Annotated in this window: 25 protein-coding genes and 1 tRNA gene; 3 read left to right on the top strand and 23 right to left on the bottom strand. The window is 48.3% G+C overall.

Features of this window, described 5'->3' with window-relative positions; genetic code table 11:
- Positions 1-391: 391 nt before the first annotated feature.
- The 10 genes from OXN25_05445 to rpe form a co-directional block, all read right to left on the bottom strand.
- The gene (locus tag OXN25_05445) at positions 392-619 is read right to left on the bottom strand and encodes a hypothetical protein (GenBank protein MDE0424291.1); all 228 of its coding nucleotides are present in this window, start codon (positions 617-619) and stop codon (positions 392-394) included.
- Between the two features lie 21 nt (positions 620-640).
- Positions 641-1,018, bottom strand: coding sequence for a hypothetical protein (locus tag OXN25_05440; protein MDE0424290.1), 378 nt, complete (start codon positions 1,016-1,018; stop codon positions 641-643).
- Positions 1,019-1,269: 251 nt separating this feature from the next.
- Positions 1,270-2,013 carry a hypothetical protein gene (locus OXN25_05435; protein ID MDE0424289.1) on the bottom strand — a complete coding sequence of 248 codons (744 nt, stop codon included), beginning with the start codon at positions 2,011-2,013 and terminating at the stop codon, positions 1,270-1,272.
- Between the two features lie 147 nt (positions 2,014-2,160).
- Positions 2,161-3,321, bottom strand: coding sequence for a protein translocase subunit SecF (gene secF, locus OXN25_05430; protein MDE0424288.1), 1,161 nt, complete (start codon positions 3,319-3,321; stop codon positions 2,161-2,163).
- Positions 3,322-3,547: 226 nt separating this feature from the next.
- Positions 3,548-5,494 carry a protein translocase subunit SecD gene (gene secD / locus OXN25_05425; GenBank protein MDE0424287.1) on the bottom strand — a complete coding sequence of 649 codons (1,947 nt, stop codon included), beginning with the start codon at positions 5,492-5,494 and terminating at the stop codon, positions 3,548-3,550.
- 146 nt (positions 5,495-5,640) lie between these two features.
- A tRNA-Arg gene (locus OXN25_05420) sits at positions 5,641-5,713 on the bottom strand.
- Between the two features lie 8 nt (positions 5,714-5,721).
- Entirely contained in the window at positions 5,722-6,237 is a 516-nt protein-coding gene (locus OXN25_05415; protein MDE0424286.1) for an adenine phosphoribosyltransferase, read from the bottom strand.
- On the bottom strand, positions 6,237-7,295 hold the full coding sequence (locus OXN25_05410; GenBank protein MDE0424285.1) for an alcohol dehydrogenase catalytic domain-containing protein: 1,059 nt from the start codon (positions 7,293-7,295) through the stop codon (positions 6,237-6,239). Before OXN25_05410 ends, OXN25_05415 begins: the two co-directional genes overlap by 1 nt.
- Before the next feature lie 188 nt (positions 7,296-7,483).
- Entirely contained in the window at positions 7,484-8,623 is a 1,140-nt protein-coding gene (locus tag OXN25_05405) for a galactitol-1-phosphate 5-dehydrogenase (GenBank protein MDE0424284.1), read from the bottom strand.
- A 76-nt stretch (positions 8,624-8,699) separates the two neighbouring features.
- On the bottom strand, positions 8,700-9,434 hold the full coding sequence (rpe, locus tag OXN25_05400) for a ribulose-phosphate 3-epimerase (protein ID MDE0424283.1): 735 nt from the start codon (positions 9,432-9,434) through the stop codon (positions 8,700-8,702).
- A 433-nt stretch (positions 9,435-9,867) separates the two neighbouring features.
- Between rpe and OXN25_05395 the strand changes: the two genes are divergently transcribed.
- A complete protein-coding gene (locus tag OXN25_05395) occupies positions 9,868-10,977 on the top strand; it encodes an RNA-guided endonuclease TnpB family protein (GenBank protein MDE0424282.1) in 1,110 nt (369 codons plus the stop codon).
- A 200-nt stretch (positions 10,978-11,177) separates the two neighbouring features.
- Here OXN25_05395 and OXN25_05390 read toward each other — a convergent pair whose 3' ends face one another.
- The 4 genes from OXN25_05390 to OXN25_05375 form a co-directional block, all read right to left on the bottom strand.
- On the bottom strand, positions 11,178-11,351 hold the full coding sequence (locus OXN25_05390; GenBank protein ID MDE0424281.1) for a hypothetical protein: 174 nt from the start codon (positions 11,349-11,351) through the stop codon (positions 11,178-11,180).
- Positions 11,352-11,368: 17 nt separating this feature from the next.
- Complete coding sequence (locus OXN25_05385) at positions 11,369-11,545, bottom strand: hypothetical protein (GenBank protein ID MDE0424280.1); 177 nt, start codon at positions 11,543-11,545, stop codon at positions 11,369-11,371.
- A gap of 198 nt (positions 11,546-11,743) precedes the next feature.
- A complete protein-coding gene (locus tag OXN25_05380; protein MDE0424279.1) occupies positions 11,744-12,781 on the bottom strand; it encodes a Gfo/Idh/MocA family oxidoreductase in 1,038 nt (345 codons plus the stop codon).
- 210 nt (positions 12,782-12,991) lie between these two features.
- Positions 12,992-13,969 carry a LamG domain-containing protein gene (locus OXN25_05375; GenBank protein MDE0424278.1) on the bottom strand — a complete coding sequence of 326 codons (978 nt, stop codon included), beginning with the start codon at positions 13,967-13,969 and terminating at the stop codon, positions 12,992-12,994.
- Positions 13,970-14,130: 161 nt separating this feature from the next.
- Between OXN25_05375 and OXN25_05370 the strand changes: the two genes are divergently transcribed.
- The gene (locus OXN25_05370; GenBank protein ID MDE0424277.1) at positions 14,131-20,874 is read left to right on the top strand and encodes a hypothetical protein; all 6,744 of its coding nucleotides are present in this window, start codon (positions 14,131-14,133) and stop codon (positions 20,872-20,874) included.
- A gap of 129 nt (positions 20,875-21,003) precedes the next feature.
- Here the strand turns inward: OXN25_05370 and OXN25_05365 are convergent, their stop codons facing one another.
- From OXN25_05365 to OXN25_05325, 9 genes are all read right to left on the bottom strand, one after another.
- A complete protein-coding gene (locus OXN25_05365) occupies positions 21,004-22,113 on the bottom strand; it encodes an RNA-guided endonuclease TnpB family protein (GenBank protein MDE0424276.1) in 1,110 nt (369 codons plus the stop codon).
- Between the two features lie 347 nt (positions 22,114-22,460).
- Complete coding sequence (locus OXN25_05360; GenBank protein ID MDE0424275.1) at positions 22,461-23,078, bottom strand: hypothetical protein; 618 nt, start codon at positions 23,076-23,078, stop codon at positions 22,461-22,463.
- A gap of 108 nt (positions 23,079-23,186) precedes the next feature.
- Complete coding sequence (locus OXN25_05355) at positions 23,187-23,864, bottom strand: hypothetical protein (GenBank protein MDE0424274.1); 678 nt, start codon at positions 23,862-23,864, stop codon at positions 23,187-23,189.
- On the bottom strand, positions 23,858-24,085 hold the full coding sequence (locus OXN25_05350; GenBank protein ID MDE0424273.1) for a hypothetical protein: 228 nt from the start codon (positions 24,083-24,085) through the stop codon (positions 23,858-23,860). Before OXN25_05350 ends, OXN25_05355 begins: the two co-directional genes overlap by 7 nt.
- 140 nt (positions 24,086-24,225) lie before the next feature.
- Positions 24,226-24,423 carry a hypothetical protein gene (locus OXN25_05345; GenBank protein MDE0424272.1) on the bottom strand — a complete coding sequence of 66 codons (198 nt, stop codon included), beginning with the start codon at positions 24,421-24,423 and terminating at the stop codon, positions 24,226-24,228.
- On the bottom strand, positions 24,420-25,136 hold the full coding sequence (locus OXN25_05340) for a hypothetical protein (GenBank protein MDE0424271.1): 717 nt from the start codon (positions 25,134-25,136) through the stop codon (positions 24,420-24,422). The genes OXN25_05345 and OXN25_05340 overlap by 4 nt, the downstream gene beginning before the upstream one ends.
- A gap of 51 nt (positions 25,137-25,187) precedes the next feature.
- Complete coding sequence (locus OXN25_05335; protein ID MDE0424270.1) at positions 25,188-25,346, bottom strand: hypothetical protein; 159 nt, start codon at positions 25,344-25,346, stop codon at positions 25,188-25,190.
- Between the two features lie 18 nt (positions 25,347-25,364).
- A complete protein-coding gene (locus OXN25_05330) occupies positions 25,365-25,874 on the bottom strand; it encodes a hypothetical protein (protein ID MDE0424269.1) in 510 nt (169 codons plus the stop codon).
- A gap of 11 nt (positions 25,875-25,885) precedes the next feature.
- Entirely contained in the window at positions 25,886-26,071 is a 186-nt protein-coding gene (locus tag OXN25_05325; protein MDE0424268.1) for a hypothetical protein, read from the bottom strand.
- Between the two features lie 278 nt (positions 26,072-26,349).
- Between OXN25_05325 and OXN25_05320 the strand changes: the two genes are divergently transcribed.
- Positions 26,350-26,499 (top strand): hypothetical protein, encoded by a 150-nt coding sequence (locus tag OXN25_05320; protein MDE0424267.1) that lies wholly within the window; start codon positions 26,350-26,352, stop codon positions 26,497-26,499.
- The last annotated feature ends 131 nt before the right edge of the window (positions 26,500-26,630 follow it).

Genomic DNA, 26,630 nt, shown 5'->3' with positions numbered 1-26,630 from the left:
AACTGACTCACCAACCACTGGAGAGGACGCTATGATCACAGTTAGGAATTCGTTCATCATCCGAAATCAATCCAAATCTTGCTGATAAAATATACACATTAAGTGATTGTTTCTCAGATGGGTGAACTCGTAGGAACTTATTTATCACCCGATACGCTGGTCCATCATAACGTTCTAAGGCGGGCAGTAAACCCTGGGCAGGATGTTTCTTCCGAGAACACGAAAGAATCAACAATCGTGGGTTTGAAGATCTTTGTCTCGACATTACGTTTACCAACGTAAGTTCAGCATAGGGTAGAGAATCAACCATGAGGAATGCCACAGGTGCATTAGACATTGATTCCGTATGTGCTAAAGTTAAACCTACGTTTGCTTAGATCACAGGATTAAACTATTTCGTTTCCTTTTTCTTAGGCGTTACAACCGCTGCTTTATGTTCATGCAAGACAACATTTGATTCGCGTGTTACGGCATTATTTTTCTTTACGCCTTGCACATTTTCAGAGACTCCCGCCTTACCAGCCTCATAGCCTTCTTCATAGGCGTGCTTTCTGGCTGCTTCAACCGCTGCTTGAATATGCTTCTCTTTCCATCTGGCATACCAATCTGAAAGTAACATGATACTGCTATTGCCTCCTGTTTAGTTGTCCCCAGAGTCTTTGTCTCGCTGGCCCGCTGCGTAACCTTCTGCGTAAGCCTCCGATCTCGCTGCCTCAACAGCGGATGCGACCGCCTTCTGGAAACGCTTTTTTCTCCAATCTATGTATAAACCCGAAAAGAATACAATCAAGTCAATACCCCCTATCAATGTAGCTACAAATGCTCCCGCGACAGGGATAAATCTCGAAATATCCATCAAGACATCTTGAACAGATGGGTGTCCGCGCCATCCTTGCCCTATCTCATACCTTATAGCTATTAGGCTATAGATGATAAAAAAGACAGAAACCAGGAAAAGCACAATACCTGTTTTACTGTTTACCCATAGATCAAGCCAGAAACCCTTTTCTTTTTTCAAAAAACCCTCCCAAAAGGTCTACTAAAAAATACCACATTCAACCCCTACGCGTCAAGTCAAATTTAAGCTTTATCAGGGGCGTTTAGTTTAAGGGATAAATTTACTATGGAGATACCTGGACAAACACAGATATTTGGGTAGCACAACCTAACAGTTTATGCTACAGCGTATTTTAGGACAAAGGCGGCGAGGTTAGGAAACCTCGCCTACCAGGGGAGAAAGCGTCTATTTGTTTTTAGGTTTTACTACAGTTATTGGTTCTGGATGATCTCAAGTAACTGTTGGGGGTCTTGTTTGACTTGCGCAAAGACGTGAAAACCGTCTCGACAGGCAGCTTCACACAAACGTCTCACGACGACTCCCTTTATTGACCAATTCGTGGCACGGATGGCTTTTGCTAAATTTCGTCCTGTCTCAATAACGTGGACATTGGACAAACTCTCATTAACGACATGCCTGTGGCTCGGGGCAAGTAGGAAAACCAGAGGTGTTGACCGTTGCATCTCAAAAACACGTTGTAGGGATATAATGTCTTCTTGCCGCAAGAGCGAGAAAACGAGGTCGTAGCGATCAATTAAAGTCGCTATCGCTTCAGGAACACCCGTCTCGCCTAACTTCAAAACCTTAGTGTCATGAAGCGGTGCTATATCAAAAGGAACGATTGTATCCTTCTCACCAACAGGAGTTTTTCTTCCGTCAACGCGACACGCATACCACGGAAAATAAAGGTCGAGCGTCGTTTCGCCATAACCTTCATGTTCCCGAATGTGTCTCAATCCCTCACGCAATTGCGTATGCATGGGACCGGTGAACATCTCTCCAGCGGGTGCGGTGTAGTCTCTATCTTCGTGGTACCACCCCTCAGCATTGTAACCGCATAACTCTTTTATTCTCGCCTTAAGGCGTTCAGGTGAAACGGTATCTTCACGCTGAAGGGGGTTATCGGGTTTATATTTTTGCCCGGTTGTATAAGGACTTAAGATCAATATTTTCATGTAAATTAGGGGTTAGTTGTTGGTTGTCAGTCGTCAGTTAAGAGACGTTTTGTAACAATCACCCCAAACTTGGCGTACTGCCAAAAGTGGCACATTGTTACAGAATCTCTCTTTAACCGATAACCAATAACTGATAACCGACAACAATTAAGCCGGTTGCTGTCCGCGATTCCAGAGATACACAATCGGACTCGCGATGAAGATTGAGGAGTAGGTCCCGACCAATACACCAACGATAAGTGCCAAGGCGAACGTGTTAATCTCTTCCCCTGCAGTGGTGATGATAAAAATAACCAGAACAACAAACAGGGTTGTCAAAGAGGTAATAACCGTCCGGCTGAGCGACTGGTTGATGCTTCGGTTCAGCACGGTCGTATAATCGGTGCCGCGTAAAGTTTGCGAGTTTTCCCGAATCCGGTCAAACACAACAATCGTGTCATTGAGTGAATACCCGATAATCGTCAGGAACGCCGCCACTGTGGGTAGATTAATCTCTTTTGATAGCACAGCAAAAATCCCCAAGGTAATCAGGACATCGTGGACGAGGGCGGCAATTGCCCCGATAGCAAAACGGAATTCAAACCGCCAAGAGATGTAAGCCAACAAAATAACGATCGACCAGAGTACAGACCAGAGGGCTGCCCACTTAAGGTCGCGCCCGACACTGGGAAGGACTTCCGAGACATTGACACCTCCAACAAGTGCTTGCCAATCGTTTCCGCCTTCGAGCAAGGCATCTGTGAGGATTCTGCCGACACTCGCTTGGATTTGGATATGTGCGTTCTCGCTCAAATCAATTCCGAACGGGTTCGCAAAGGTTAACTGGACGGCGTTGCTGTCGGCAACAGTGTCGAGTGCCGTAATCTCATTGCGTTGTCGCAGATTGCCATCAATGAGCTCAACAGTTTCACCAACTTCTAATAGATGCAATTTTTCAACAGTACTGCTCACCTGCAGACGCATGGCAGTTGCATCGCCCGGATCCGCCATAATCGGAATATCAATCAACTGCTGCTGAAATTCCGGACGGTGTCCCATAGAGATAGACGCTTCATTTCTGCTTTCATCTATCTGTATCGTGGCACGTTCATAACCAATTTCAGCAAGTTTGGATTGCAATTCCGCCTCCGAGACCACTCTGTTGAACTTGGCTTGGATTTTAACGCCCCCACGAAAGTCAATCCCAAAGTTCGGTCCTTGATGGATTGCGAGAAAGACTATGCCGATAACGATGACCACGGCTGATAATATAAATCCAGTGCGATATTTGCTAATAAAATCGAAGTTTGTATTTCTGAGTAATTCCAAAGTTTCAATAGTTATCGGTTAATAGTTATCAGCAGACTGACCTCTATCCTTTCGACAACCACTCCTCCACTGTAGTAAAATCTATAATTAGCAATCAGCGGTCAGGACGGATTTTACGAGTGCCTCGTAAAATCCTTTCAGCGGTCAGTCCCTCGCGTATAGCAGCAAAAATGTTCATAAATACCACATGCCCGACTGACTGCTGACTGCCGACGGCTGACAGCCATTAAATGCTAAGTTTTTGTACGTCCTTGTTTCCGACTGTCCAACCGTATATTTCGCGTGTGACAACAATCGCTGTAAACATACTTGCGAGGATACCGATACCGAGTGTTAAAGCAAATCCTTTAATTGGACCTGTGCCAAAGTGATAAAGGACAAGAGCGGTAAAGAATGTCGTCAGGTTGGCATCTAAGATCGTTATAAATGCACGTTGATAGCCGCTTTCGATAGCGGACCAGACGGTTTTACCGGTTCGCAATTCTTCGCGAATTCGCTCAAAGATGAGTACATTCGCGTCAACAGCCATACCAATAGTGAGGACAAGTCCGGCGATACCCGGCAGCGTCAACGCTGCACCAAATCCCGCCAAGGCACCCAGAATGATGAGCATATTAAAAACGAGGGCGGTAATAGCGATGATCCCAGATAAACGGTAGTAGATCATCACGAAAATTAAGACCCCGCCCAGACCGATGAGCACAGCTTTAATGCCATCATCAATGGATTCTTGTCCAAGGGTGGGCCCGACCGTCCGCTCCTCGGCGATCTGGACACCGACAGGAAACGCCCCGGCTTTCAGGATATTGGAAAGGTAACTGGCTTCCTCATAAGTGAAGTTCCCTTGAATAATGGCGTTTCCGACAATTTGGTCTTGAATAACAGGTGCGGATTGGATCCTTCCGTCAAGGAGAATCGCCAAGTGTTCACCAATGTGGTCGCCTGTGACTTCCGCAAACTTGCGTCTCCCAATACTATCAAAACTCATCGAAACAACTATGTCGAAACTCGTTCTCCCGGTAGAGGGTCCAGCGTCGTTAATGCGGTCCCCGCTTAAAAGTACAGGACTCTCTAAGACGTACCAGTTGCCTGTCTCGTAGTGGTATCGGATTTCACTGTCTTCGGGTATATTATCGGGTGGGGGTGTATCGGCAGTGCCACTCCATAAACTCCCGCCAGTGGGTGATTTTTTAACGAGTTTGAATTCGAGCCTCCCCATTGTCTTTACGATTTGAAGGGGTTTCGAGGAATCTTTAGCACCAGGGAGTTCAACAATGATTCGGGGGTGATTTGCCTCCCGACGGATAGAGGGTTCCGAAACGCCGAAGGCATCGACGCGATTTCGGAGCACAATGAGGACCTGTTCAATCGCCTGTTCGGTATATTTTTCTATGCCCGATGTGCTGAGTTTCAACTGGTATGTAGATTGTGTTTCTGTTTCGGCTTGAATCTGTGCGTCCTCAAAAAATTCAATTTCGTTCAAGAGCTCCTCGGCTTTTTCAATATAGGCAGCTTTTTGTGTAGCATCCGCTCGGAGTCGAGACGGAATACCGACAAACACATTCAGGACATCCTGATCACTGACCTGTTGAACGTCTCGACATAAGACATCCTCGGCGCGAAGCCGTTCGGGAATAGAGAGTGCGTGTTCGCGGAGCAGTGCCGCTTTGGAGGTTTCCAAATCCACCTCAAGTACAAGGTGTACACCGCCTTTAAGGTCCAGCCCCAACTTCAATCGGCTATCGGGTATGAGGCGCCGGAGGGTTCCCGGTAGGCTTCCGTATAGGTGAAGATTGTCGAGCGTCGCCCCTGGATTTTGAAGTGCCTTCTCCGAGAGCATCCGGACATAAAATTCGCGCGCTTCCGTGGTATCAAATTCATAGTCAAGCGTCTCCTCAAGCCCAAGCTTTCTGAGATGGACCCGGAAGACATCCTGCAGTTCAAAGGTTGTATCCTGGAAGTTGATTCCTTCGGGGTACTCGACTTCTGCGAGGTTCACTTTAAAGGCATTATCTTCGTTGACTTCAAAGGGTGGGAGTTTTTCTTGCATCCAAAGCGGTAGGTTTCCGTACAACGGATTGTAGAAATCATCCGGAGTCGGGATGAGGTATAGCGCGGCAAACACCAAAACCCCAAGGATTAAAACAATTTTCCAGACACTAAATCTGTACATCCAAATTCACTCCTAAGACATTAGAATGGTTGTTAGTCCAATAGCCGTCAGTTGTCAGCCATCAGCGGTCAGTAAAACATTTAGCAGTTGTGAAGGGCTTTCCCGTCACAAACGAACGACAGCTGATAGCCATCAGCCGTTACAAACGCGCCTGGGAGGAATCGAACCCCCGACACGAGGCTTAGGAAGCCCCTGCTCTGTCCCCTGAGCTACAGGCGCATACGTTTTTAGTATTTAACGAGCGAAAAAACATCGTGCTTTGGAACTCTCTCTCTGCCGTTGAGTTCGGTCAATTCAACCAAAATAGCAATACCGACGATGTGTCCTTGTAGTTTTTCGATGAGACTCACTGATGCCATAAGCGTCCCACCCGTCGCTAAGAGATCGTCGCATATCAGCACTTTACTATCTTTCGGGAAGGCATCTCGATGAATTGCGATCGTATCACTACCGTATTCAAGATCATAAGTGACTTCATATTTATCAAAGGGTAATTTACCGCTTTTCCGAATGGGGACAAAGGCAGTGCCGAGCCGGTAAGCGAGGGCAGAGCCAAAAATAAAGCCGCGTGCGTCTATGCCAACGACAGCATCAATCGCTTCAAGTTTATAACGGAGTGCGAACTCATCAATGACCTTATGAAAAACAGTTGGATTCCCTAAAAGTGGTGTGATGTCTTTAAATGAAACACCCGGTTTTGGAAAATCGGGTATATCTCGAATAAACTGCGAAAAATCGTGCATTATGTCCCTTTCTCCTCCTGATGCGGGTGTATCATAATTTTCATTCCTTTTCTGGATTCCATGGTCTCAAACGCTTTATCAATCTCAACGAGCGGAAAGTGGTGTGTGATAAGGGGTTTCACCCGCACTAACCCCTTTTCAAGGAGTCGAACTGCTAGCTCATGGTGGCGCGGTACGCATCCGTGCGAACCTGTGACGAAACACTCTTTATAGTGAATAGTATTTGAGAGCACACTCATCGGTCGCATGGTTTTTGGTAGGCCCCCGAATAGATTGACATACCCGCGGTGGGCGACCATTTCAACGGCTTGTTCGTGCGCTTCAACAGAACCACAAGTCGTAACGACGATATCGGGTCCCTCACCGTCTGTTTCCTCTTTGCATCTCTCAATGACATCTTCTTCTTCAGAAGCGATGTAAGCATCCGCCTCGTAAAACTTTGCGATCTCCATACGGAGCTTGCTCCGTTGTACACCGATGACTTTCGTGGCACCCATAACGCGTGCGAGGTCAATCATCATACATCCGATGGGTCCGAGACCGATAATCACCACGGTTTTTCCGAGTGACATATTGATGAGTTCAAGCCCGTTGATGGCACAGGCGAGGGGTTCAGCAAGCGCAGCCTCATCAAAACTGAGTGAGGCATCGAAGGGTGTAACGGGGCCTTCCTCTAAAACGAGGCGGGGGAGTTTCATATATTGCGCGAAAGCACCTGGGATTTGGTAACCAATGGCGTAGTTGATATGGCAGTTGTTTCCGAGTCCATCCCGGCACCAACGACACTGCCCACACGGCACATCAGCACCGATTGACACACGGTCCCCTTCCTTGACGCGCGTTACGTTTTTGCCTGTTTTAACGACAACCCCCGAATTTTCGTGTCCGATAATAGTAGGGGGTTCAACTCTGGGGTTACCGTGATGGAGAATGCGGACATCAGAGCCGCAGATACTGACGGCTTCCACACGCATTAAAGCGGCATCATCGTCAATTTCGGGTTCGGGTACTTCTCTCACGCTTAAATTGTCAAGACTTTCAAGTATAGCCGCTTTCATACTTTTAACTGTTTGCTCCTGGGCATCGTTCCACAATGTAAAGCAAAGACAAATTCTTCGCTAATCACTCAGAATTTCATTTCACGATGGTTTTTGGTAAAGTCAGAAACCTTTCCATACCTAAAGCAGGTTCTCGTCTTAACTGAAAACCTATGCGGAATGTAATGGGCATGATTCAGACTTAATTATTAAAAATCCGCACCAGACGGATGGATCAAAACTTTTGCGTAAAATTCACGCTGGTCTCGCATTTTATGTAACATGTCGGAACTATCCGTTAAAGGTACTTTATGGGTTATCAAGGGCGCGAGCGTTAGCATGCCAGAAGCCATTGCTTGAAGTACAGTACGCCAGTCATCGTCGTTGCCTGCGGCACTATAATCGGAATTCCAAGTCCCGAAAATACTCACCTCACGCCGCATTACCTGCGATATAAGCGTCGCAGGTAGGGTTACATCCGTAGCAGGATTACCGAGGAAAACAACGCTGCCCCCACGCCCGGCACTGCCGAGCGCATTCTGATAGGTAGCGGGAACCCCCGCAGCCTCAATACAGATATGCGCGCCCTTCCCGTCAGTATGTGTCTCTATGACCCCAACCGGTTCCCCAGCTAAAGTATTAAATACCTTATCAAAACCGAGTTGTTTCGCCAGTCGGAGTTTCTCTGCGACAATATCAAAGAGAAATATTTCCACTGCGCCCATTATTCTTGCCCACTGCGCAGTCATCAACCCGATAGGTCCGGCACCAAAGATCGCAACTGTCTTTCCAGCAAGCGAGGTTTGAACTCGACGGAGTGCGTGTAATGCGACTGCAGCCGGTTCTGTCATAGATGCTTCTTCGAGCGTTACGCCTTGCGGAATAGGAATTAAATTTTGCTGGGGCGAGACGACATATTCAGCGAAAGCCCCATCACTTCGCGAACCGAGATAGTCGTAGTCGTGACACTGGACATACTTTCCTTGTTCACACGCCGAACATTTGCCGCACCAGAGCAGTGGAAAGACGGCAACAGGATCGCCGGGACTAAAATCTTCAACGTCGGGACCACACGCGTCAACAATACCCGCAAATTCATGTCCACAGATCGTCGGAAAACTATAGGTGCCTTTGACAAAAATCCTCGGAATATCCGAACCGCAGACCCCACAGAAACCGATTCGGACACGAACCTCTCCGTCAGCGAGATGCGGCACGGGAACTTGTTCTAATCGTAAATCTCCAATTCCGTGTAGAACCAGTGCTTCCATTCTTTTAACTATTAAATCTGGTCGCCGCTCCAAATGTAAAGCAAAGACAAATTCCTCGCTAATCACTCGGAATTTCATTACGCGGCGGTTTCTGGTTAATTCCAACTGGCTCTGGACGATGAACCTTTAACTATTAAATTTGGACATCGTTCCTCTATGTTCCACGATAGTTTTTAGGAAATCTCTTAGCAAGCCCCAAATCAATCGCCTGCCGCGTCCGTTGGATGTTTTCAGCGCGTGAACCCGACTTGTGGAAAACACTACTCGTGCCGCCGACCAAGATATCGGCACCTGCGGACACCATTTTAGGGATATTCTCAAAACTTACATTCCCGTCAACTTCAATAGGGAGATCCACGCCATGTTTGTCTAAAAAAGCACGACACTCCGCAATTTTTCGGAGTGTTGCTGGCACCATCTTCTGCCCTGCAAACCCGGGATTTACGGTCATAATCAAGACAAAATCGAGTCGGTCAAGGACGTAATCCAATGCAGAAAACGGGGTTGCTGGATTCAGCGCAGCACCTGCTTTGACGTTGGACGCTTGAATTACGGATAACGTTCTATCAAGATGTGTCGCTGATTCAACGTGAACGGCTATCTGTTGAACGCCAATTTCCGCGACTGCGTCAACAAAGAAATCGTTATTCTCCACCATGAGATGGATGTCAAAAGCAGAGTCTGTTTTCGAGCGTAATTGCTGAATGAGCGCAAGTCCAATCGGCATATTCGGGACGAAATGTGCGTCCATCAAATCGAAATGTAGCATGCCAACGCCAGCGGCTTCTAATTCTCGAATATCGGCTTCTAAGTTGCACAAATCGGCACACATCACGGATGGTGCGATTTGGATGTGCGGTTTTGAAGATGCTGGGCTTTCAACAGGCAAAATAGTCCTTCCAGTGTCCAAAATTCTGTCTTTATCATTCTTAAGATAGGCTTGCAAACGAAACTTTTAAACCTTTAATAGTATAGCATAAAACGCAGAATTTGTCAAATTTTTGCATGGAGACGGTGTGTAAAGTTTTTGTCAAAAGTTTAGGGTGGAAGGATGGATTGTGCATATCCGTGCGCAAACTGAAAGTTTACGCTACAAAGCACTGCTGGGTTTTCATCTTTACCAATCTTCCCGCTAAAGCCCCATGCTTCAGCTTGGGGATGTAAGCGGGCGTAAGGCATGAAAGCCAAAATAAATTTGATTTTTATCTAAAAATGTGGTATAATTCATAGTATCAAGTTGGCAGACATTTCCAGCGTTACCGCAAGGCAACGTGTCTGCCTACCCACTGGAAAGGGGTTAAAGATTTGAGACTTGATATACCATGAAAACCTATAAGTATAAATTTGGACATCAATCTAATTGTATACGTCTTGGCAACCTACTTGACGATATGTGGCAGGTTCACGCGTATTTTCATAAGTGGCAGCGTCAACGCTATAAAGATCGGTTGCCGTATGCCAACCATGCTGCGATGTGTGCGCATTTGACAGAGTTGAAACGGACGACTCATCCACATTGGAATGCGTTGCCGAGTCAAGCGATCCAAGAGGAACTGAAACGGATACACTCGGCGTATGAGCGTTTTTTCAAGAAACTCAGCGGTAGACCGAAGATCAAAAAACGTCATAAGTTCAAATCCTTCACGCTGAAACAAACCGGCTGGTCTCTTGACAGCAATCGCATCACAGTGACATTCCGAAAATGGGAAAATGGGAAATGGCGATACGATAAAGTGCCGTATACATTCCATAAGCACCGTGAGTTTCATGGGAAGATCAGTCGCCTCACAATCAAGCGCGACGCTTCTGGTGATTATTGGCTTTATCTGATAACCGACTTTGTAGAAACGAAACCTCTGTCGACAACGGGTCAAAGTGTTGGGGCAGATTTCGGCATGAAAGACGCATACTTGACGCTCAGCACGGGTGAGAAGCTCCAACACCCACAACCTTTGAAACAGTCTTTGAATAAACTTCGGTCTCTCATGAAATCTTTGAGTCGTAAAGTCAAAGGCTCTCATCGTTGGTGGCAATGTGTGAGGCAAATCGCACGTCTCTATCGGAAAATCGGCAATCAACGCAAAGACTTTCACTGGCAACTCGCCTCTCAACTTTGTAAGAAGTTTGATAAAATCTTTATTGAAACGCTGAACATTGACGGCATGAAACGCTTGTGGGGACGTAAAGTTTCCGACCTTGCCTTCCACCAGTTTGTTGAGATATTGAGATATAAGTGTCAAAAACATAAGCGTCTTTTGAAAGAGATTGACCAATGGACACCTACAACAAAACCTTGTAGCACTTGTGGATACCATAATAAAAATCTTTCTCTTTCAGATAGGCAGTGGACGTGTCTCGAATGTGGTTCACACCATGACAGAGACATAAACGCTGCGATAAACATATTGCGGGCGGGGATAGCCGTCACCTGACGATATGCCTGTAGAATACTACAGGGAAACGCCCGTGGGTGGAGACGGAATAAGACGGTCTACTCTTTGAGAAAACCGCACTGTCTACGAAGCCAAAGCCCCTGCCTTTAGGCAGTGGGTGCTATCACGGAAACGCCCAAAAGGTTCGTTCCGAGAGATTTAATTCTGGCGGTGGACTGGCGGGATTTGCCCGATTCCTCTTAATCCACAACTGCTGGAAGGGCATCAAATCGCCAAATTGTGGGTTCGGATTTCGCTTGGAAACTATACGGCTTCTGGAAACGGGCAAGGTCCTGATTGCTTGTGCCGAAAACCAGGGCAATCAGCAAAACAGTTGTGCCAATGGCAAGCCACGGCGTGAAGGGTTTGGGCATCGGATGTGGTGTGATTTTCAGATCAGCGAGAGGAAAGCATCTTGTGTAACCTCCTCGGCGTGGTGAAAATCGCCAATCTTCCGCCATACGAGGGCGTGAACGCTTTTTTGGTACTTTTGGACTAATATATTGAACGCTGTGTCATCGCCAGGCAAAGTGTCCTGAATCAGTTGTACATCATTTTCCCGTTTCATGACAGACCCCTACCGTATAAATGAGTGTGTTTGTATTCAACAAAAGGTTAAATCAAAACAATTGATACGATCATAATTCCTGTATTATATCAAAGACACAATTTTGGGGTAAAAAATGTGCATAATGTAAAGAAAAGATAAGAAAATGTGTATTTTCAGGTAAAAATTGATAAAACTGAATGAATTATGAGTGGCATATCAGGAACGAGACACAATTTCGCGGAGTTGCGCGTCGAGGTCATCTGGGGGTTCAAAAGGAAGGTCAATCGGTTGGTGAGAGATCGCACTCGCATAGATACCCAAAACGGCGTTGAACTGGTGTAATGCAAGTTTTAGGTTCGTTTCGACTGGACGGGTATCGTCTTCAAGCCAGTCGAACATCGCCTGTGTCAGACGCGCTTGTGCGAGGTCGTTGTTGGCGCGCCATTCATCAGGCGTTGTTTGACGCTTCTCTACCCTCTCGGTAGAAACAATCTGCCATCCAGCGAATTCTTCAAATCGCACGTATCCGGTTTCACTATAAGCTGTCACGCGGCAGTGTGTGTGAACAGCAGGGTCGTCGGTTACACGGGGTGATGTCCAGCCGGTGTTCCAGAGACCGTAGACTCTATTTTCAAACAAAACTTGACATGAAGTCGTGTCCGGGGCGGGATAGTCACTATCAAGCAACTCGGCACCGCTCGCCGTCCCGAAGACCCTGACGATAGGGGAATCGTTGTTTAAGGACATCGCCCAATCGATGATATGGGTGCCTTGGGCAGCGAGGTTCATACCACAGGAAAAATCTAAAAAGTTAATATCCCCTAATTCACCGTTCTGCACTGCCTCTCGACAATTAATGAGTCCCGGATGCCAACGGAACTGTTTCCCAACCCCGAATTTTGTATTCGTCTGCGCCTCTAATTCACACAAAAAACGCCAGTCTGAAACGCCACAAGCAATAGGTTTTTCGACAATACATGCCGGAACACCGAGTTCAGAGACCATCGGTATGAGTTCACACCACTGATCGGGCATAGCGACGAGGTGGACGAGGTCGGGCTGTTCTGTACGGAGCATCTGCTCGGCATCGGCATAACCTGTGATACCAAAGGTTTCAACGAATTTCTGGCATCGGGCTGTATCTGACCGATTGGCACACGCGACTAACTCGGCTTGCGGAATTTGTTGATAGGCATTGGCATGACCGTAGGCTCTACCGCCACAGCCGATGATTGCGCTGCGATATTTGGGCATTGTATCCATACCTTAATAGGGCACCACGATTTGCTACAATAAATAGCTGGGTTAGATGAAGTTTAAGAAAATATTTCGGTAATTGACGGGTAATGAATTGCCCTACTACGAACGATTCCGCTTGTAGTAGTGCGATTTATCGCACGTTGAGAAATTACCTGATTAAACTCTTAAACTTCAGGAAACCTCGCCAGCGGTGTAACTACAAAATTAACGTTCCAATTTTACGCTTGCCCAGACTGTTGTTAGACGTCCCTTTGGCGAGACAGGCGTAAACCCGAAGAGCCGACCGAGTCCTTTGTCCATAATCTCATTGATATCGGCTTCGCTTAAAGCGGTATTGAAGACAGCGACATCGTCCATAAGTCCCCATCCGGGCCGCTGATCGGGCATACCGCCAATGTTGAGGGCTTGTCCTGTTAATCCAAAAACGCCACCGGTATTGGCTTGCGCATCAACCTTGCCATCTACATAGGCTATCATCTTCTTGCTATCGTAGGTGAAGGCGATGTGATGCCACTGGTCATCGTTGACGAGCGTTGGACCGGAGACCCATGAGGGTGCGAGCTGGCCACTGCCAATCTCAACCTTGCCGTGCCCACCCCCTCTTCCGGGTCCAAAGATGTTCAAGAGGTTGGTATACATGAAATTAACAATGGCATGGTCGTCGTTACAACAACCACCCAAAACGATTTTATCCTTTTTCTTAAGTTTCACCCACGTTGTTGTGGTATACTCCTCAGCACAACTGTCCAAACTTTTTGAACTCTCGACTCTTGCAATCTGGAATTGGTTATCACCAGCGAGACTCAACGCCTTATCAAATTTTCCATCATCTACCAATTCGGCACCTTTAAGCAGTTCAGCATCGTTACCGTTATCGGTAGAATCGGGAGACATATCGTTTTTGGCTTCATCAAAAAGCCATACGCCAACGAGATTTTTGATATCAATTGCCGCATCGCCGACAGTCGCAAATATCACGGGGATAATCATTAAGCAAATTATCCCGAAAATAGATAAGTTTCGCACAGCAGTATCCTCCATAATTTGGAATTGCTGGACATCGTACTTCAATAGTCCGAAAAAGTCAAGAAGAAAAAATGTATGCAGCCTTCCGCTGAATCTGGTAGAATAGAGAAACGCCGAACTAAAAAATAGTAGCGTTACAAAAATCTGTGTAAACATAAAGACTCAATCTGTCGTTTTTAATCAAGAATTAATTTTAAATTACTCCCCTATCACTGCGAACGGCCGCTTTTTATAAGGCCTTATCATGCCGCGATCCTTAATATTCACAGAAACGCAGTAAATAGGACAAACCGAGAGTATACGTGCAGATACATTTTTTGCTAAAATTTGTAGACCAGTTAACCTCAAAAGCGCGAAACCTGCTGTTAAAAACTGGACTTATCCTTATCATTGTAATCTCTGCAACGTTTGACGTTGCCGTGAGCCGTATCGCTGAAGAAGAGACTGAACCGACGGCGCAATCAGAAACCTCTCCCACTACGGATCCCACAGAATCCCGTCCACGCGCTTCCACTCCTGATTCCGACACATCCGAAACACCTGCGGAAAATCAGGGTTCTATCCAATTCGGACTGTCTAACCGCAATCCTTTCGACAGCAGCAGCGCGTCGAAACATTTCATCTGGCAAAGTGGCAATCAGCAAGAATGGCAAGCACCGGATACGTCGCAAGAAACTGAAGACCAAGCACCGACAACCGATAGCGATCGCCTCATACAACCCTACTTAGACAGCCTCCGAAGATGGCGGCACCCGCCACACTTGACCGATCTCAGTAAACTCTACAATTGGAAACCGAGGCCGAAGCGGGACGAAGAAGGTATCGCACTCCCGATGGATTCCAATCTCAAGATTACAGGCTTACAATCGGTAACGATAGAGGCAAACAAGACTCACTACTTTGGGGAAGGGGACTTGAACCGATATGGCGGCTACGGTTATGGCGGCGGATATGGGGGCTATTCATCGGGACTTGACTTAGGACTCACATCGTCTTACGGTTATGAGGATTTCGGCTATAGCAGCAGCGGATTTGGGGGTGGATACGGCTCAGGGCTTGGAAGTGGGTATAGCAGTTACGGAAGTGGCTATAGTAGTGGATACGGCAGCAGCTATGGTGGATATGGTGGATATGGGAGTGGCGGTGTTCCGCGAGCAACAGGCTTTAACCTACGACAGATTCAGCAGTTCGGTCTCCACGGTCGTGTCGGACAACGGACGCATATTGCCGTAGATTACAGTGCCGGTGGCAGCAGTTTCGGGAGTGGCGGTGGATATGGTGGATACGGCGGTGGATATGGCGGATACGGCGGCGGATACGGCATCGGTGGCGCGAAGGAGCAGAAGATTAAAATCTGGTATGAAGGTACACCGGATAGTATTATAAAAACGATCTCTTTCGGTGACATCACACTCAGCTTACCGAACACCCGTTTTTTGAATATCAATCGGAACTTATTCGGGCTTGAAGGCGTGTTTGAATGGAAAAACGCACGGCTTACAGCGTTCGGTTCCCGGAGCAAGGGCATACGCGAGGTACGAACCTTCCGCGGACAATCGCGGCGTGCAGGCGGCGGCTACGGGTACGGACCCCGCGGCATTCAGATTCAAGACACCAACTACGTAAAAAGCAGGTTCTATCACATCCACAGAGATGAAGATAACCTACTCCATGAAGCATATCTGCCCATAAAAGCAGGGAGCGAAGAAATTTACATCGATGATGGTGTTGTGGGAAACAACCAAGGCGGTAAACGGACGAGTCGAGGCTATTTCAACCCACAGTTCACTGGACAAGACTACAACATAGACTATGAAACGGGTGAAATAGAATTTCTCTCGCCGATTTCGGCGAGTTATACCATCGTTGTGGCGTATGAATATCTTGGTAGTGGCGGCGGCAGTGTTGGAAACCCTGGGGAAGTCTTTGTCGACGAAAACGGAGATGGGACACTTGATGAAGAAGGGGAAGAAGTCGGTTATGTTGTGCTAAAAGAGAAGGGTTTCCGTGGCACAGAAGCGACTCACGTCTATAGTCTCGGCAACCGAAATATTAATCCGCGCGATTTCACACTCACCATCCTCCGACAGGGGCAAAGCGAGACGTTCCAAACGAGTAACGGCTCTGCCCCCTACATCGAAATCTTCGGTCTCGACCAAAACGGCGACGGTAACGTCGATGCCCAGTTCATAGACTACGATAGAGGTATTCTTCGTTTTCCAACAACATACGGCACACATCCGTTTCAAATCACAGATCCGAACCACCCGTATTATGCCTACCGTGACACGCTCAGCAACAACGCCATCTATCTTGAAGGTGTCCGAACAGATGCCCAAATCTATACGATTATCGCCGATTACGCGTACCAATCAGAGACGTACAACGTCGGTTTATTCGTCATTCCAAACAGTGAAACCGTTCGCCTCAACGGTCGTCTCCTGACCCGCGACACCGATTACATGATGCTTTATGAAGTTGGCACCCTTCGTTTCTTCAGGCAGCTCGATGAGTTTGATGAGATTGTTGTAGAATTTGAAAAGACACCGTTTGGCGGTTCATCACAACAGGCTGTCGTCGGTGCTTGGTTAGAGTACACACATAAACCGAAGCCTAAATCGGGGAGAGAACAGAGCCTTGAGGATAGATTTAACCGATTAGGCGGTATGCAAACGATGGACCCGACCCTTGGCACCGGAACCCAAGACGCTTTCGGTGAAACTTTTTCGAGAGGCAGAAGTGGTGGTTTCGGGAGGAGTGGTTTCGGCGGCGGTTTTGGACGTAGCGGATTTGGTGGCGGCTTCGGTGGCGGCGGCTTTGGGGGTGGTTACAGCAGTTACGGCGGTCTCGGCGGTAGGTCTCGGAGTTACGGCAGTTACGGCAGCAGGATGAACTACTTTAACCCTGTTTTTCAAAAAGGATTCGCATTATCGACGGGTTATATTCTGAATACTGGACAAAAACCGGCGGAAATACCGGATGTCAACGGCGTTCCCAACCGTTTACAAGCCGTCAATGTAAACACCAGTTTCGGTAGAGAATTCAATATTGCAGGCATCTTCAATCTATTACCGTTTATTAATATGCGAAACTTCCCACTCTCCCTCGATTTTAGTGGGGAAGCCGCTTACTCACACAATAACCCGAATAGTATAGGGGTCGCACTCATTGATAGTATGGAGGGTGCAAAGGAAGCAACAACAGTCCCTACGCTGAAATACAACTGGAAACATAGCAGTTTACCTTATGTTTCACGAAACCAAACGACAACTGGAAATCCATCGGATTATCGAGTTATACCGACCAATGACAACAGAGCCGTTTTCAGAGTTGTCCTGAAAGATAAAAACGAATCCGAAGCGATCGGAAACTACATGCGAAATCGGGATGTTCCTGCTTCCTCAATCCAACCGCTCTCCCTCTCGACCGAAGAACGGCTCATTATGGAACTCGGCTACGATTTCAGAGATGTCGTTGCAGAATGGGGAGGCTTTTCAAACGGTCTATCCGCATCAGGTGTAGATTATTCGGAACGCGGTTTCCTCGAAATCTGGCTACGCGTCCAAGGAGACGATAACGTGACACTGCACTTGAACCTCGGTGTAGTGAACGAAGATACCGATGAAGACAAGCGATTGGACAGCGAAGACCTTCCTGATACGCTAATTGACACAAACGGGGATGGCAGTGTTGATGCTTTAGATTTGGACTTGGAGAATCTCTCAGAGGCTGACCGATATCGCGGAAACGGCACACTGGATACCGGTGAAGATATAGGATGGAATTACGATGGACCCCTGGGGGGCATCTCTGTCGGTGAAGATAATCAAATCCTCGACAGTGAAGACCTCAACGGGGACGGTGTACTCGATGGTGCTGATGCCTATTTTGAAATTTCAATCCCCCTGAATGACATCCCGAATGAGTGGATCAAAAGCAAAAACGCAAATGACTGGATGTTCCTGAGTATTCCGCTCTCGAAATTTACACCGACGGGTTCGCGGCTCCCCAGTCTTGTGTTCGTGCAACACTTCCGGTTCTGGTTGCGCAAAAACGCACCCGGCAACGCACAAGGCACCTTACAGTGGGCATCCATCGAAATTGTTGGAAACAAATGGCAACAGGGAATTATAACCCGCTCCGCCTCGCAAATCAATCCGGAGATTGAACCGACACTTAGCGATCCTGCGCTTACACCTACAGGTGAAACACTCTCAACAAGCACAATCGTCGAGGATACCCTCGAAAAGTTCATCGTTGGCACAAAAGACAACTTTAGCTACGATGATTATCAGAGCGCGTATCTTGACATTGAGGACAATGAACTCTTCAAAAAACTGCATCCATTCACAGCAACGTCCCTCGGCTTTCAAACGCAACAGCAACGCGAACAGACGCTGAGCCTTGAGTACTACCTCTTCCCAGGATCTTACGGCGTTACTTCTAAACAACTGAAAGGTTTAACGCAAAGCGAAGGACAAGACTTCAGCAAGCACGATACGCTTCGCTTTTGGCTCTACGGTGACAAAAGCGATACAACCTTTGTTTTGCAACTCGCCCCGACCGTCCGTACCGGCTATCGCAGCTCGTTTTATAGTTCAGACCCGTTCGTTGATCAGACGCAGGAAGAAGATGTCAATGTTTTTGAGAATCTGACAGACTACTATGAATATACGGTGCCGATCGATTTTGACGGCTGGAAATTAATTGAAATCGATCTGCGAGATTTACACAGGAATGCCTATCCGGATGTAGTGGTCAGCGAACAGCAGTCAGCAGTCAGTGATCCGTCTCTTGTAGGGGCAGACACACCACCCACAAGTACGGACAGCCAACCAATAGATGATGCGCCCGATGGACACCCTGATGGCTTCGCGATTCGTGGGAGAAATAGCACGCGACTCTCGATTAAAAACATTGGTGGTATCCTATTGGGTATTCGTAATAACACTGACCGTGAAATTAGCGGTGAGATCTGGGTGAACGAGATCCATCTCGGCGATCCGCTCGTCCGTGCCGGATGGGCGCGGCGTGGCAATATGTCAGTTGGTCTCGGTAATATCGTTAAATTGCGCGGCGGTTATGCGAGCCAAGATAAAGACTTTGAAAGCGGCGCTGGTGAAGTCGGCAGACAACGGCTTTCTTCACGCGGATATAGCACGACGAACAACGATTACAACATTGATGCAGATGTCACGCTCTTCCCGTGGTTACCCGTCCGATATGCCATCCGACAACAGGAGACGGAAACCGAGAGTCAGCGAGGCGGTTATAGTAGTTTTCAAAGCGGGAAGAGCGAAATTCGGAGCCGAGATTTTTCTGTGCAATTCAACCGAAACCCGTTTCCAAACCTCGGCTTCGCTTATAACTACCAAGATTTCTGGAACGAACGTCAGGGAACGCAAATTAGCCACCTCTATACCGGCAGTTTTCGTTACGATCTCGGTTCAAAACTCGGCGTTAATGCCCAATATCGCCACGAGGATATACTCGCAAAGCCGGAAACCGCGACAGATACAGCCTCAACTTCCAGTTCCTATTACAGTTACGGTTACGGCAGAAATCGGGACGAAAAAACAGATAGTGGTACAATAACGTTAAATATTAGTCCGACAAACATCTTCAGCCTAAGCCCAACTTACGATATTAGCCGGACGCTTGAAAGACGAGAAGATCGCAGTTCCAGAGCACCCTTTGGTAGTAACGTAGCAACAGAGCCAGAAACGGCTGAAGCCGAAGAAGAGATAGAACCCGACTTTTCAATTGCGCAGCGCGAACATCGCTTGTCGCTCACACCGCGTCTCAACCGGGATCTGCTTGGAATGCGACCTACTGTCACAAGCCGGATGAGTTTCCGTGAGAATTGGTTCAGCGAGGAAAAAAATGCTTCGCTCAATGGAAACGTTAGCCTTGGGATGAATCTACGCATCGAAAAATGGTTCGGATGGCTCTTAAATGGCAGTCAGCAGTCAGCAGTCAGCAGTCAGCAATCAGCAGATCGTGTCACAGGAGAAAACGCTATATCTGCCACAAAGGAGTTACCGATAACCGATAACCAACAACCGACAACTCTTACGGAACAGTTACGGGAAGATGGTATCGACGAGACACAAATCCAAGAACTCGAAGAAAAACGTGGTGATTGGATTGAACGCGATAAGACAGCGGACGGCGAACCGCGAACCGCGAATAGCGAACCACCAACGGTTTCCAACAATCAACAACAAGATGGGATTCTGAACCGGCTTCTAAAAAGTTTCACTGTGAGTACGAACGCCAACTTTACAGCGACCGAATCGTATCGGCGGCTTGCATCCGGTCAGTCCCTTATAGAAATTTATTCGCTCGCCGAAGATGCCAAGGAACGGACGAACTCGCGGCGGAGCAACCGTTACACGTTGCGAAGCTCGGTAGATCCATGGAAATGGGCATCCTTTGGGGCAAACGTTAGTACCTCTGATAGTTTCCGGAAGAGCTCGGGTAGCATCTATACATCGCACGCAGAATCTTATGAAACCGACCTAAAACTGACTGCGAGGGAAACCACCAGCTTCCAACTCCGTTATAGCTTCACGAAACGAGACAATACAACGCAGGAAGCAACCCTTAGCGATAGCACTGCGCACACCCCCTCACTCAGCTGGATACACACATGGGGCAAAGAGACTCGGACGGCGTTGGGGATCCGCACGACTTTCCAAGATCAGCAGCGAAGTGGCATTCAAAGCAACGCCTTTATCGTCACACCAAATCTGAGTGTTGATTACCGCTACCGGACAGAAAACGGGATACGCCTCCCGTTTTTCGGTAGAGTCCCACTGCAACACGATCTGGAGTTAACCAACACCCTCTCCTGGGCGATTCGGAGGGAGAATTTCGGTGCCAACCGTGAAGAACGTTCGGAACGCTACGAGACAACGCTGCGGGTCGGATATAAAATTAGCACGCATATCACAGCAAACCTCCATCTCGGTGTTAGTTACAATCACGATAGGGTTGAAGAGGGTAGGGACTTCCTCTCTATTGCAAGCGCGCTGACGGTCCGTGGGGAAATTCAGTGATAGCACCCAACGCCTAAAGGCGTGGGCTTCGGTTTCGTAGACAGTGCGGTTTTCTCAGAGAGTCCACCGTCTTATTCCGTCTCCACCCGCGGGCGTTTCCCTGTAGTCTCCTATACTACAGGCATATCGTTAGAGAACGGCTATCCCTGCCCGCAATATGTTTATCGCAGCGTTGATGTCTCGGTCGTGGTGAGACCCACATTCAGGACACGTCCATTGCCTTTCGTTCAGCGTTAATTTTTCTTTATGGTATCCACAATCCGAGCAAGGTTTAGAGGTGGGGGTCCATTGCCCGATTTGAACAAAATGACGCTTATGTTTTTGACACTTATACCGCAATATCTCAACAAACTCGTAGAACGCAAGGTCGGAGACTTTGCGTCCCCACAAGCGTTTCATGCCATCAAGGTTCAACGTTTCAAGCACAATCGTATCAAACTTTTTACAGAGTTTGGTAGCCAGTTGCCAGTGAAAGTCTTTGCGTTGGTTGCTGATTTTCCGATAGAGCCGGGAGAGTTGTCTCACGCAACGCCACCAACTGTTAGAACCTTTTTCTTTTCCCGAAAGCGACTTGTTGAGGGTTCGCAATTTGTTCAAGGAGTGTTTCAGCGGTTGTGGGTGTTGGATCTTCTCACCCGTCGAAAGTGTCAAGTATGCGTCTTTCATACCGAAGTCTGCCCCAACACTCTTACCCGTTGTCGGCATCGGTTCCGTTTCTACAAAGTCTGTGATGAGATAAAGCCAATAATTACCACAAGCACCGCGCTTGATGGTGATACGACTGATATTGCCATGAAACTCGCGGTGTTTATGAAATGTATACGCCACTTTATCATGGCGCCATTTCCCTTTCTCCCATTTTCTGAAATTGAGGGTGAGACGAGTGGCTTTCAGCGTCCAACCCGATTGTTTGAGCGTCAACGACTTGAACTTATGACGCGGTTTGATATGCGGTCTACCACCAAGTTTCTTGAAAAAAGGCTCATAGGCAAGATGTATCCGTTTCAATTCTTCTTGCATCGCTTGACTCGGCAGTGCTTTCCAATGCGGATGCGTCGTGCGTTTCAACTCAGTCAAATGTTCACACATCGCAGCGTGGTTCGCATACGGCAAGCCGTCTTGATACCGTTGACGCTGCCACTTATGGAAGTATTCATGCACTTGCCACATATCATCAAGCAGGTTGCCAAGCCGGATACAATTGGATTGTTTGCCGATTTTGTATGTGTAGGTTCTCATGGTATATCAGACATCAGACTTTTAACCCCTAACGAGTGGGTAGGCAGACACATTGCCTTGCAGCAATGCTCGTTATGTCTGCCAGCCTGATAGAAGGATTATACCACATTTTTACTATAATTGTCAAGTTTTTCTTAGGTTTTCACGCACTTAGCAGGTTTATATCCCAAACCTAAAGGATTGGACTTTACGCCTGAATGCCCGTAATCAGTGCAGGCGGACGATTCTGATGCTGCATGCAGATCAAGCAGAGGGATAGACAGCAATACCATCCACGTCAGGCACAAAAGACTGAAAATTGTTTTGTGTTTCATATATCCTAACTCCTTTGAAGGGTATCACCTGAATTACTGGGTAGGAGGTGATGGCATTTCCTGCTCAAGTGCTTTTAACTTTGCGTCTATCTTTGCCTGTTTTGCCCACAACTCGTTATATCTGCGCCACATTTCTGAGTTCGCGTTATATTGTTTCCACTCCTCCACTGTTTTTGGAAATACTTCGGACATTTCGCGATTCAACTGCGAGTATTGGTCTATTAACTCGTGATATTTTTCTCGCCATGCGTGGTGAGCTTCGTGAAATGTTTGCATGCGTGCGGATGTCTCCTGTGTAGGTGCGGATGCCTCTTGATTCGGTGCAGCGACTTGTGCATTGACGGGCGCGACAGCGGCACTTTCGCCCCGCACTTCACCTGAAAAGTTCTCTTGAACAAGCGCGGGCGAGTTCACAGGCGTGTGTGCCTCATGCGGTTCTGCATGCCAGACATCCCCGTGCCAGTGTCCGCTCTCGGCAGTTTCCCCGGGCGGGGGCGGTTTCGGAGCGTTCACGCGCTCTGGGGTGCTTTGGATGTCACGGGTGGCTTGGCGTTTGACGGTGTTCAGATACAACAGACTACTGGCAACGAAAACCACTGCCAGCACGAGTGCTATGAAAACACGATTCTTGGATAACAGTCGATTCAACATGCGTTTATCTCCTTTGTGGGTTGAGAAAAATATCTGTTTCGAGGTGTAAGAGCACCGTCTCGCCATCTTTTTCGAGTCTGACGGATTTCGGCTGAACATCAGTGAGCATCAACCCGTGGATCGAATCACCGAGAAACACCTTTCGGTATTCGTCCGTCGCGGTGTCTTGTATCCATGCGGTTGCGGCGACAGGATCCGCAGGATACACCTGCGTGGCGAGGAGGCGAAGGTATGGCTCTCGGATGTCGGAGACGCTTCGGCTTGCGTCTGCTTCGGATCGCTCGGGTATTGATGAACATGCGGGGGATCAGCACACAGGATCATCCGCCCCCCACTGACCGTGCAGGTCTCCCCCTTGTCATTACGAGGACAGCGCGCCAGACCATGCTCCGACCCCTCAGCGCAGAAATAAAACTGTTCGCTACAAAACTCACAACACACCCGCAGATGAATCCCTTCTGAACCCACAGCATGACCACACGCCAGGGTGTTAGGCACAACCTCTTGCTCTCGCTCCACCGTCTGCTGCGGGTCCGTTCCCTCTCTGATTTCACTGGCAGTCACCGAATGCTGCGTAGGTTGATTCCATTCCCGTGTGGAACACGAACTGTTCGTACACAGACGAAACGACTCACCACACACATCGGAACGACTCCCCGACATCTGAAAGTTTGAACACGACAGCACCGCATGGCTCGTATCCGGCTGGCTCGGACAATTGTAGTAGTCCTTACCACAACCACCCGACGATGGACACGTCTGCAGATGTGAAGTCGTGGCTAACACCAACGTCTCAAACGTATCGGAACACGGCCCGGACAGACATACAACGAATTGACATGCGGGTGCTGCGGGGGATAGATGGTTTTCACCTGCTCCTCCGGTGAGGCTTTGTCATTATACCAATCCACGGCATCCTCATAGGTGGCTTGTGCCACCAGCACATCCGCCCACAGCCGATCGCAAGTCGCCCGCTGCGTCTCGATCGCTTCTAACTGTGCTCTCATCGCCTCGCTGATTTCATTTGCCTCCTCGGCTTGCTCGAGTGCCGCCTTGATCTTCCCAAGCAGCGACCCCGGATCCGTTGCAGGTGTCGAGTCGATGGAAATCCCCTGAAGACTTCCATGCTGGCGGGTAAACGTGCTGATCATCTCGTTGAGACGATCATTGGCGATCTTGTGCGTCTTCTCCGCAGATTCGACCTCCTTCTCTGCGTCATCCCTATCCTGCCTAAGTTCCGGGAGGGTTTTTGCTCTTGCGGGGTTTCGGCGTGTGCCGTGCGACCTACAAACAGAAGACTCAGCAGCACAAGCAGCATGATCGCGGGGGTGTTGTGGGTTCTCATTGGTTCGCCTCCCTTGCTTCCGCCGAGGCTTTATTGCGTGCTTCCGTGATGCTATACCCCTGATCTAAGAGCTCCTTCACCCGAGTGATATTCAGAGCCTTAACACCTTTAAAATCAAAGTAACGCCGATGCATTTCTCTGATTTCATCACACTGCGCGCGGGTCCAGAGACCGAACGTGGGGTACGCAGCATTTCTAATATTCGACATGATTGCGCTTGCGATCCGCAACTCATGGGTATGAGACCACCCTTGTTCTGGATCATAGTGTTCCACATAAAAGTTGAAGTGATCGATATAGGCGGTTTTCGTGGCTTCAAAGTCGTGTAAATCCACAGGCACATCTTCAAACGGCGGGGGGTTGTTCGTCTGCTTGGGATACTTCGCACGCAATGCCTGATACGCAACGGCAATTTCTGAGGCAGTGAAAATATCCGGGCGTTGGGAGGGCTGCGAGAGACGAGTCTCCGCGGCATCGGCACTCGGGGTCTCATGCGGTTCTGCGTGCCATTCATCCCCGTGCCAATGTCCGCTCTCGGCAGTTTCCCCGGGCGGTGGGGGTTTCGGGGCGTTCACGCGCTCTTGGGTGCGTTGGATGTCACGGGTGGCTTGGCGGTTGACGGTGTTCAGATACAACAGACCACTGGCAACGAAAACCACTGCCAGCACGAGTGCTATGAAAACACGATTCTTGGATAACAGTCGATTAAACATGCGTTTATCTCCTTTTTGGGTTCCGTTGAAGGACGTTGCGAATGTGCAGCCTCAAAACAACTTCAGCAGTAGCCATCCAGCAAGAATGCCGAATCCGAAAAACAGAACAACTACCGCGTAAAACCCCCAGCTCTTTTTTGTATCATCGGGTAGTGATGTCGGATCATCGGGTAACATCGGATCTTCTAACATCGGATCATCAGGTAACATCAGGGTCTCCTTTTCAGTTTATCTCCTTACGGTGTTGAGAAAAATATCGGTGGCAAGGTGTAAGATAACCGTCTCGCCCTCTTTTTCGAGTCTGACAGATTTCGGTTGAACCTCAATGAGCATTAAACCGCCCATCGAATCACCGAGAAACACCTTTCGGTATTCGTCCGTCGCGGTGTCTTGTATCCATGCGGTTGCGGCGACAGGCTCCGCAGGATACACCTGCGTGGCGAGGAGTTTCAAGTGCACACCTCTGTTCTGCTTTGGGTTCAAGTCCGTGCCGAGAGGGGCGAATAGGTTATTCTGAATTATCGTTTGGTAAAACTCGCTGTCAAGCGTCTCTGAAAACGCATCACCCTCAACAAAGACATCGCTTTCGAGAGGGCGCGGGGCTGCCTTGGGCAGCGCGGCAAAACGCTTTATCGCTTCTGTCGACTCTTCGGGCTGTGCTTGTAAACAATAAAGACCCAACGGACAACAGATCACCAACACAACACACACATCAAATCGCCAATGCTTGAAACACATAAATGGACTCCTTAGCTGTTAGCCGCGTCCTGACAGAACATCGGTGGACACGGGGGTGAGGGTTCAGGAGCACAGAAGACAGAGGTCCCCGAACAGGATGGACTCGGTGTGTGAGTTCGCAAAGCACCGTATCCGAGTGTCAGCAGAACGCAGAAAAGCAGGAGTGCCAGTCTCCAGTATTTCGTATCGTCTCGCATGAGGTATAACTCCTTATCGTGAACGTAATGACGATACCGCGAGACGTGAAGCAGTATACCACATTTCGAGGGTATCGTCAAAGGAAAGTAGTCGCATCGCGGGGTGCCTGGTTTTTCGGGGTGTGCTGCGATGCAACGCGAAGAACCCAGAATACCTGCCGTGTGTCTGCGGAAGGCAGTATCTGGGTAGAAACAGTTTTGACAATCGTGAGAAAGACGGTCTTGTATTTTGTGAAGTAAACTACTTAACGTAAGGGGGGAGGAGGGGGGGGTAAATCGTGATGTTAACCGAAGAAACACACGGTGGCAGCGGAAAGAAGCGACTGTCTACCGAGCAGCACACGCCCAGCAACCGCACACCTAACGTCTCTATTTTCGATATTTTATCACTGATCCATCGGTTCTTCATCTGCTATTTCCCTACATGAATGTGAAATGCACAGTGGCACTTTTTGGGGGCCACCTTCCTGAAATATAATTATAGCCTACATCTCAAAAAATGTCAAATATAGGACTTACGCAGCGTTAAATTTGAGTGAGGGTGATTTGAGTTGCTGGC

This window comes from Candidatus Poribacteria bacterium (assembly GCA_028820845.1).
In the GTDB taxonomy this organism is placed as follows: Bacteria; Poribacteria; WGA-4E; order WGA-4E; family WGA-3G; genus WGA-3G.
The sequence above is the reverse complement of the archived record's forward strand: the minus strand, read 5'-3'. Positions and strand labels throughout refer to the sequence as shown.

Excerpts from the sequence above, each read along its gene's own strand:
- OXN25_05395 (MDE0424282.1), top strand. The coding sequence starts at position 9,868 with ATGAAAACCTATAAGTATAAATTTGGACATCAATCTAATTGTATACGT.
- OXN25_05360 (MDE0424275.1), bottom strand. The coding sequence starts at position 23,078 with ATGTTGAATCGACTGTTATCCAAGAATCGTGTTTTCATAGCACTCGTG.
- secD (MDE0424287.1), bottom strand. The coding sequence starts at position 5,494 with ATGTACAGATTTAGTGTCTGGAAAATTGTTTTAATCCTTGGGGTTTTG.
- OXN25_05405 (MDE0424284.1), bottom strand. The coding sequence starts at position 8,623 with ATGAAATTCCGAGTGATTAGCGAGGAATTTGTCTTTGCTTTACATTTG.
- OXN25_05345 (MDE0424272.1), bottom strand. The coding sequence starts at position 24,423 with ATGAGAACCCACAACACCCCCGCGATCATGCTGCTTGTGCTGCTGAGT.
- OXN25_05380 (MDE0424279.1), bottom strand. The coding sequence starts at position 12,781 with ATGCCCAAATATCGCAGCGCAATCATCGGCTGTGGCGGTAGAGCCTAC.
- OXN25_05340 (MDE0424271.1), bottom strand. The coding sequence starts at position 25,136 with ATGTTTAATCGACTGTTATCCAAGAATCGTGTTTTCATAGCACTCGTG.
- OXN25_05390 (MDE0424281.1), bottom strand. The coding sequence starts at position 11,351 with ATGCCCAAACCCTTCACGCCGTGGCTTGCCATTGGCACAACTGTTTTG.
- OXN25_05350 (MDE0424273.1), bottom strand. The coding sequence starts at position 24,085 with ATGAGAGCACAGTTAGAAGCGATCGAGACGCAGCGGGCGACTTGCGAT.
- OXN25_05435 (MDE0424289.1), bottom strand. The coding sequence starts at position 2,013 with ATGAAAATATTGATCTTAAGTCCTTATACAACCGGGCAAAAATATAAA.
- OXN25_05375 (MDE0424278.1), bottom strand. The coding sequence starts at position 13,969 with ATGTTTACACAGATTTTTGTAACGCTACTATTTTTTAGTTCGGCGTTT.
- OXN25_05385 (MDE0424280.1), bottom strand. The coding sequence starts at position 11,545 with ATGAAACGGGAAAATGATGTACAACTGATTCAGGACACTTTGCCTGGC.
- OXN25_05330 (MDE0424269.1), bottom strand. The coding sequence starts at position 25,874 with ATGTGTTTCAAGCATTGGCGATTTGATGTGTGTGTTGTGTTGGTGATC.
- OXN25_05335 (MDE0424270.1), bottom strand. The coding sequence starts at position 25,346 with ATGTTACCTGATGATCCGATGTTAGAAGATCCGATGTTACCCGATGAT.
- OXN25_05415 (MDE0424286.1), bottom strand. The coding sequence starts at position 6,237 with ATGCACGATTTTTCGCAGTTTATTCGAGATATACCCGATTTTCCAAAA.
- OXN25_05325 (MDE0424268.1), bottom strand. The coding sequence starts at position 26,071 with ATGCGAGACGATACGAAATACTGGAGACTGGCACTCCTGCTTTTCTGC.
- OXN25_05445 (MDE0424291.1), bottom strand. The coding sequence starts at position 619 with ATGTTACTTTCAGATTGGTATGCCAGATGGAAAGAGAAGCATATTCAA.
- OXN25_05410 (MDE0424285.1), bottom strand. The coding sequence starts at position 7,295 with ATGAAAGCGGCTATACTTGAAAGTCTTGACAATTTAAGCGTGAGAGAA.
- OXN25_05365 (MDE0424276.1), bottom strand. The coding sequence starts at position 22,113 with ATGAGAACCTACACATACAAAATCGGCAAACAATCCAATTGTATCCGG.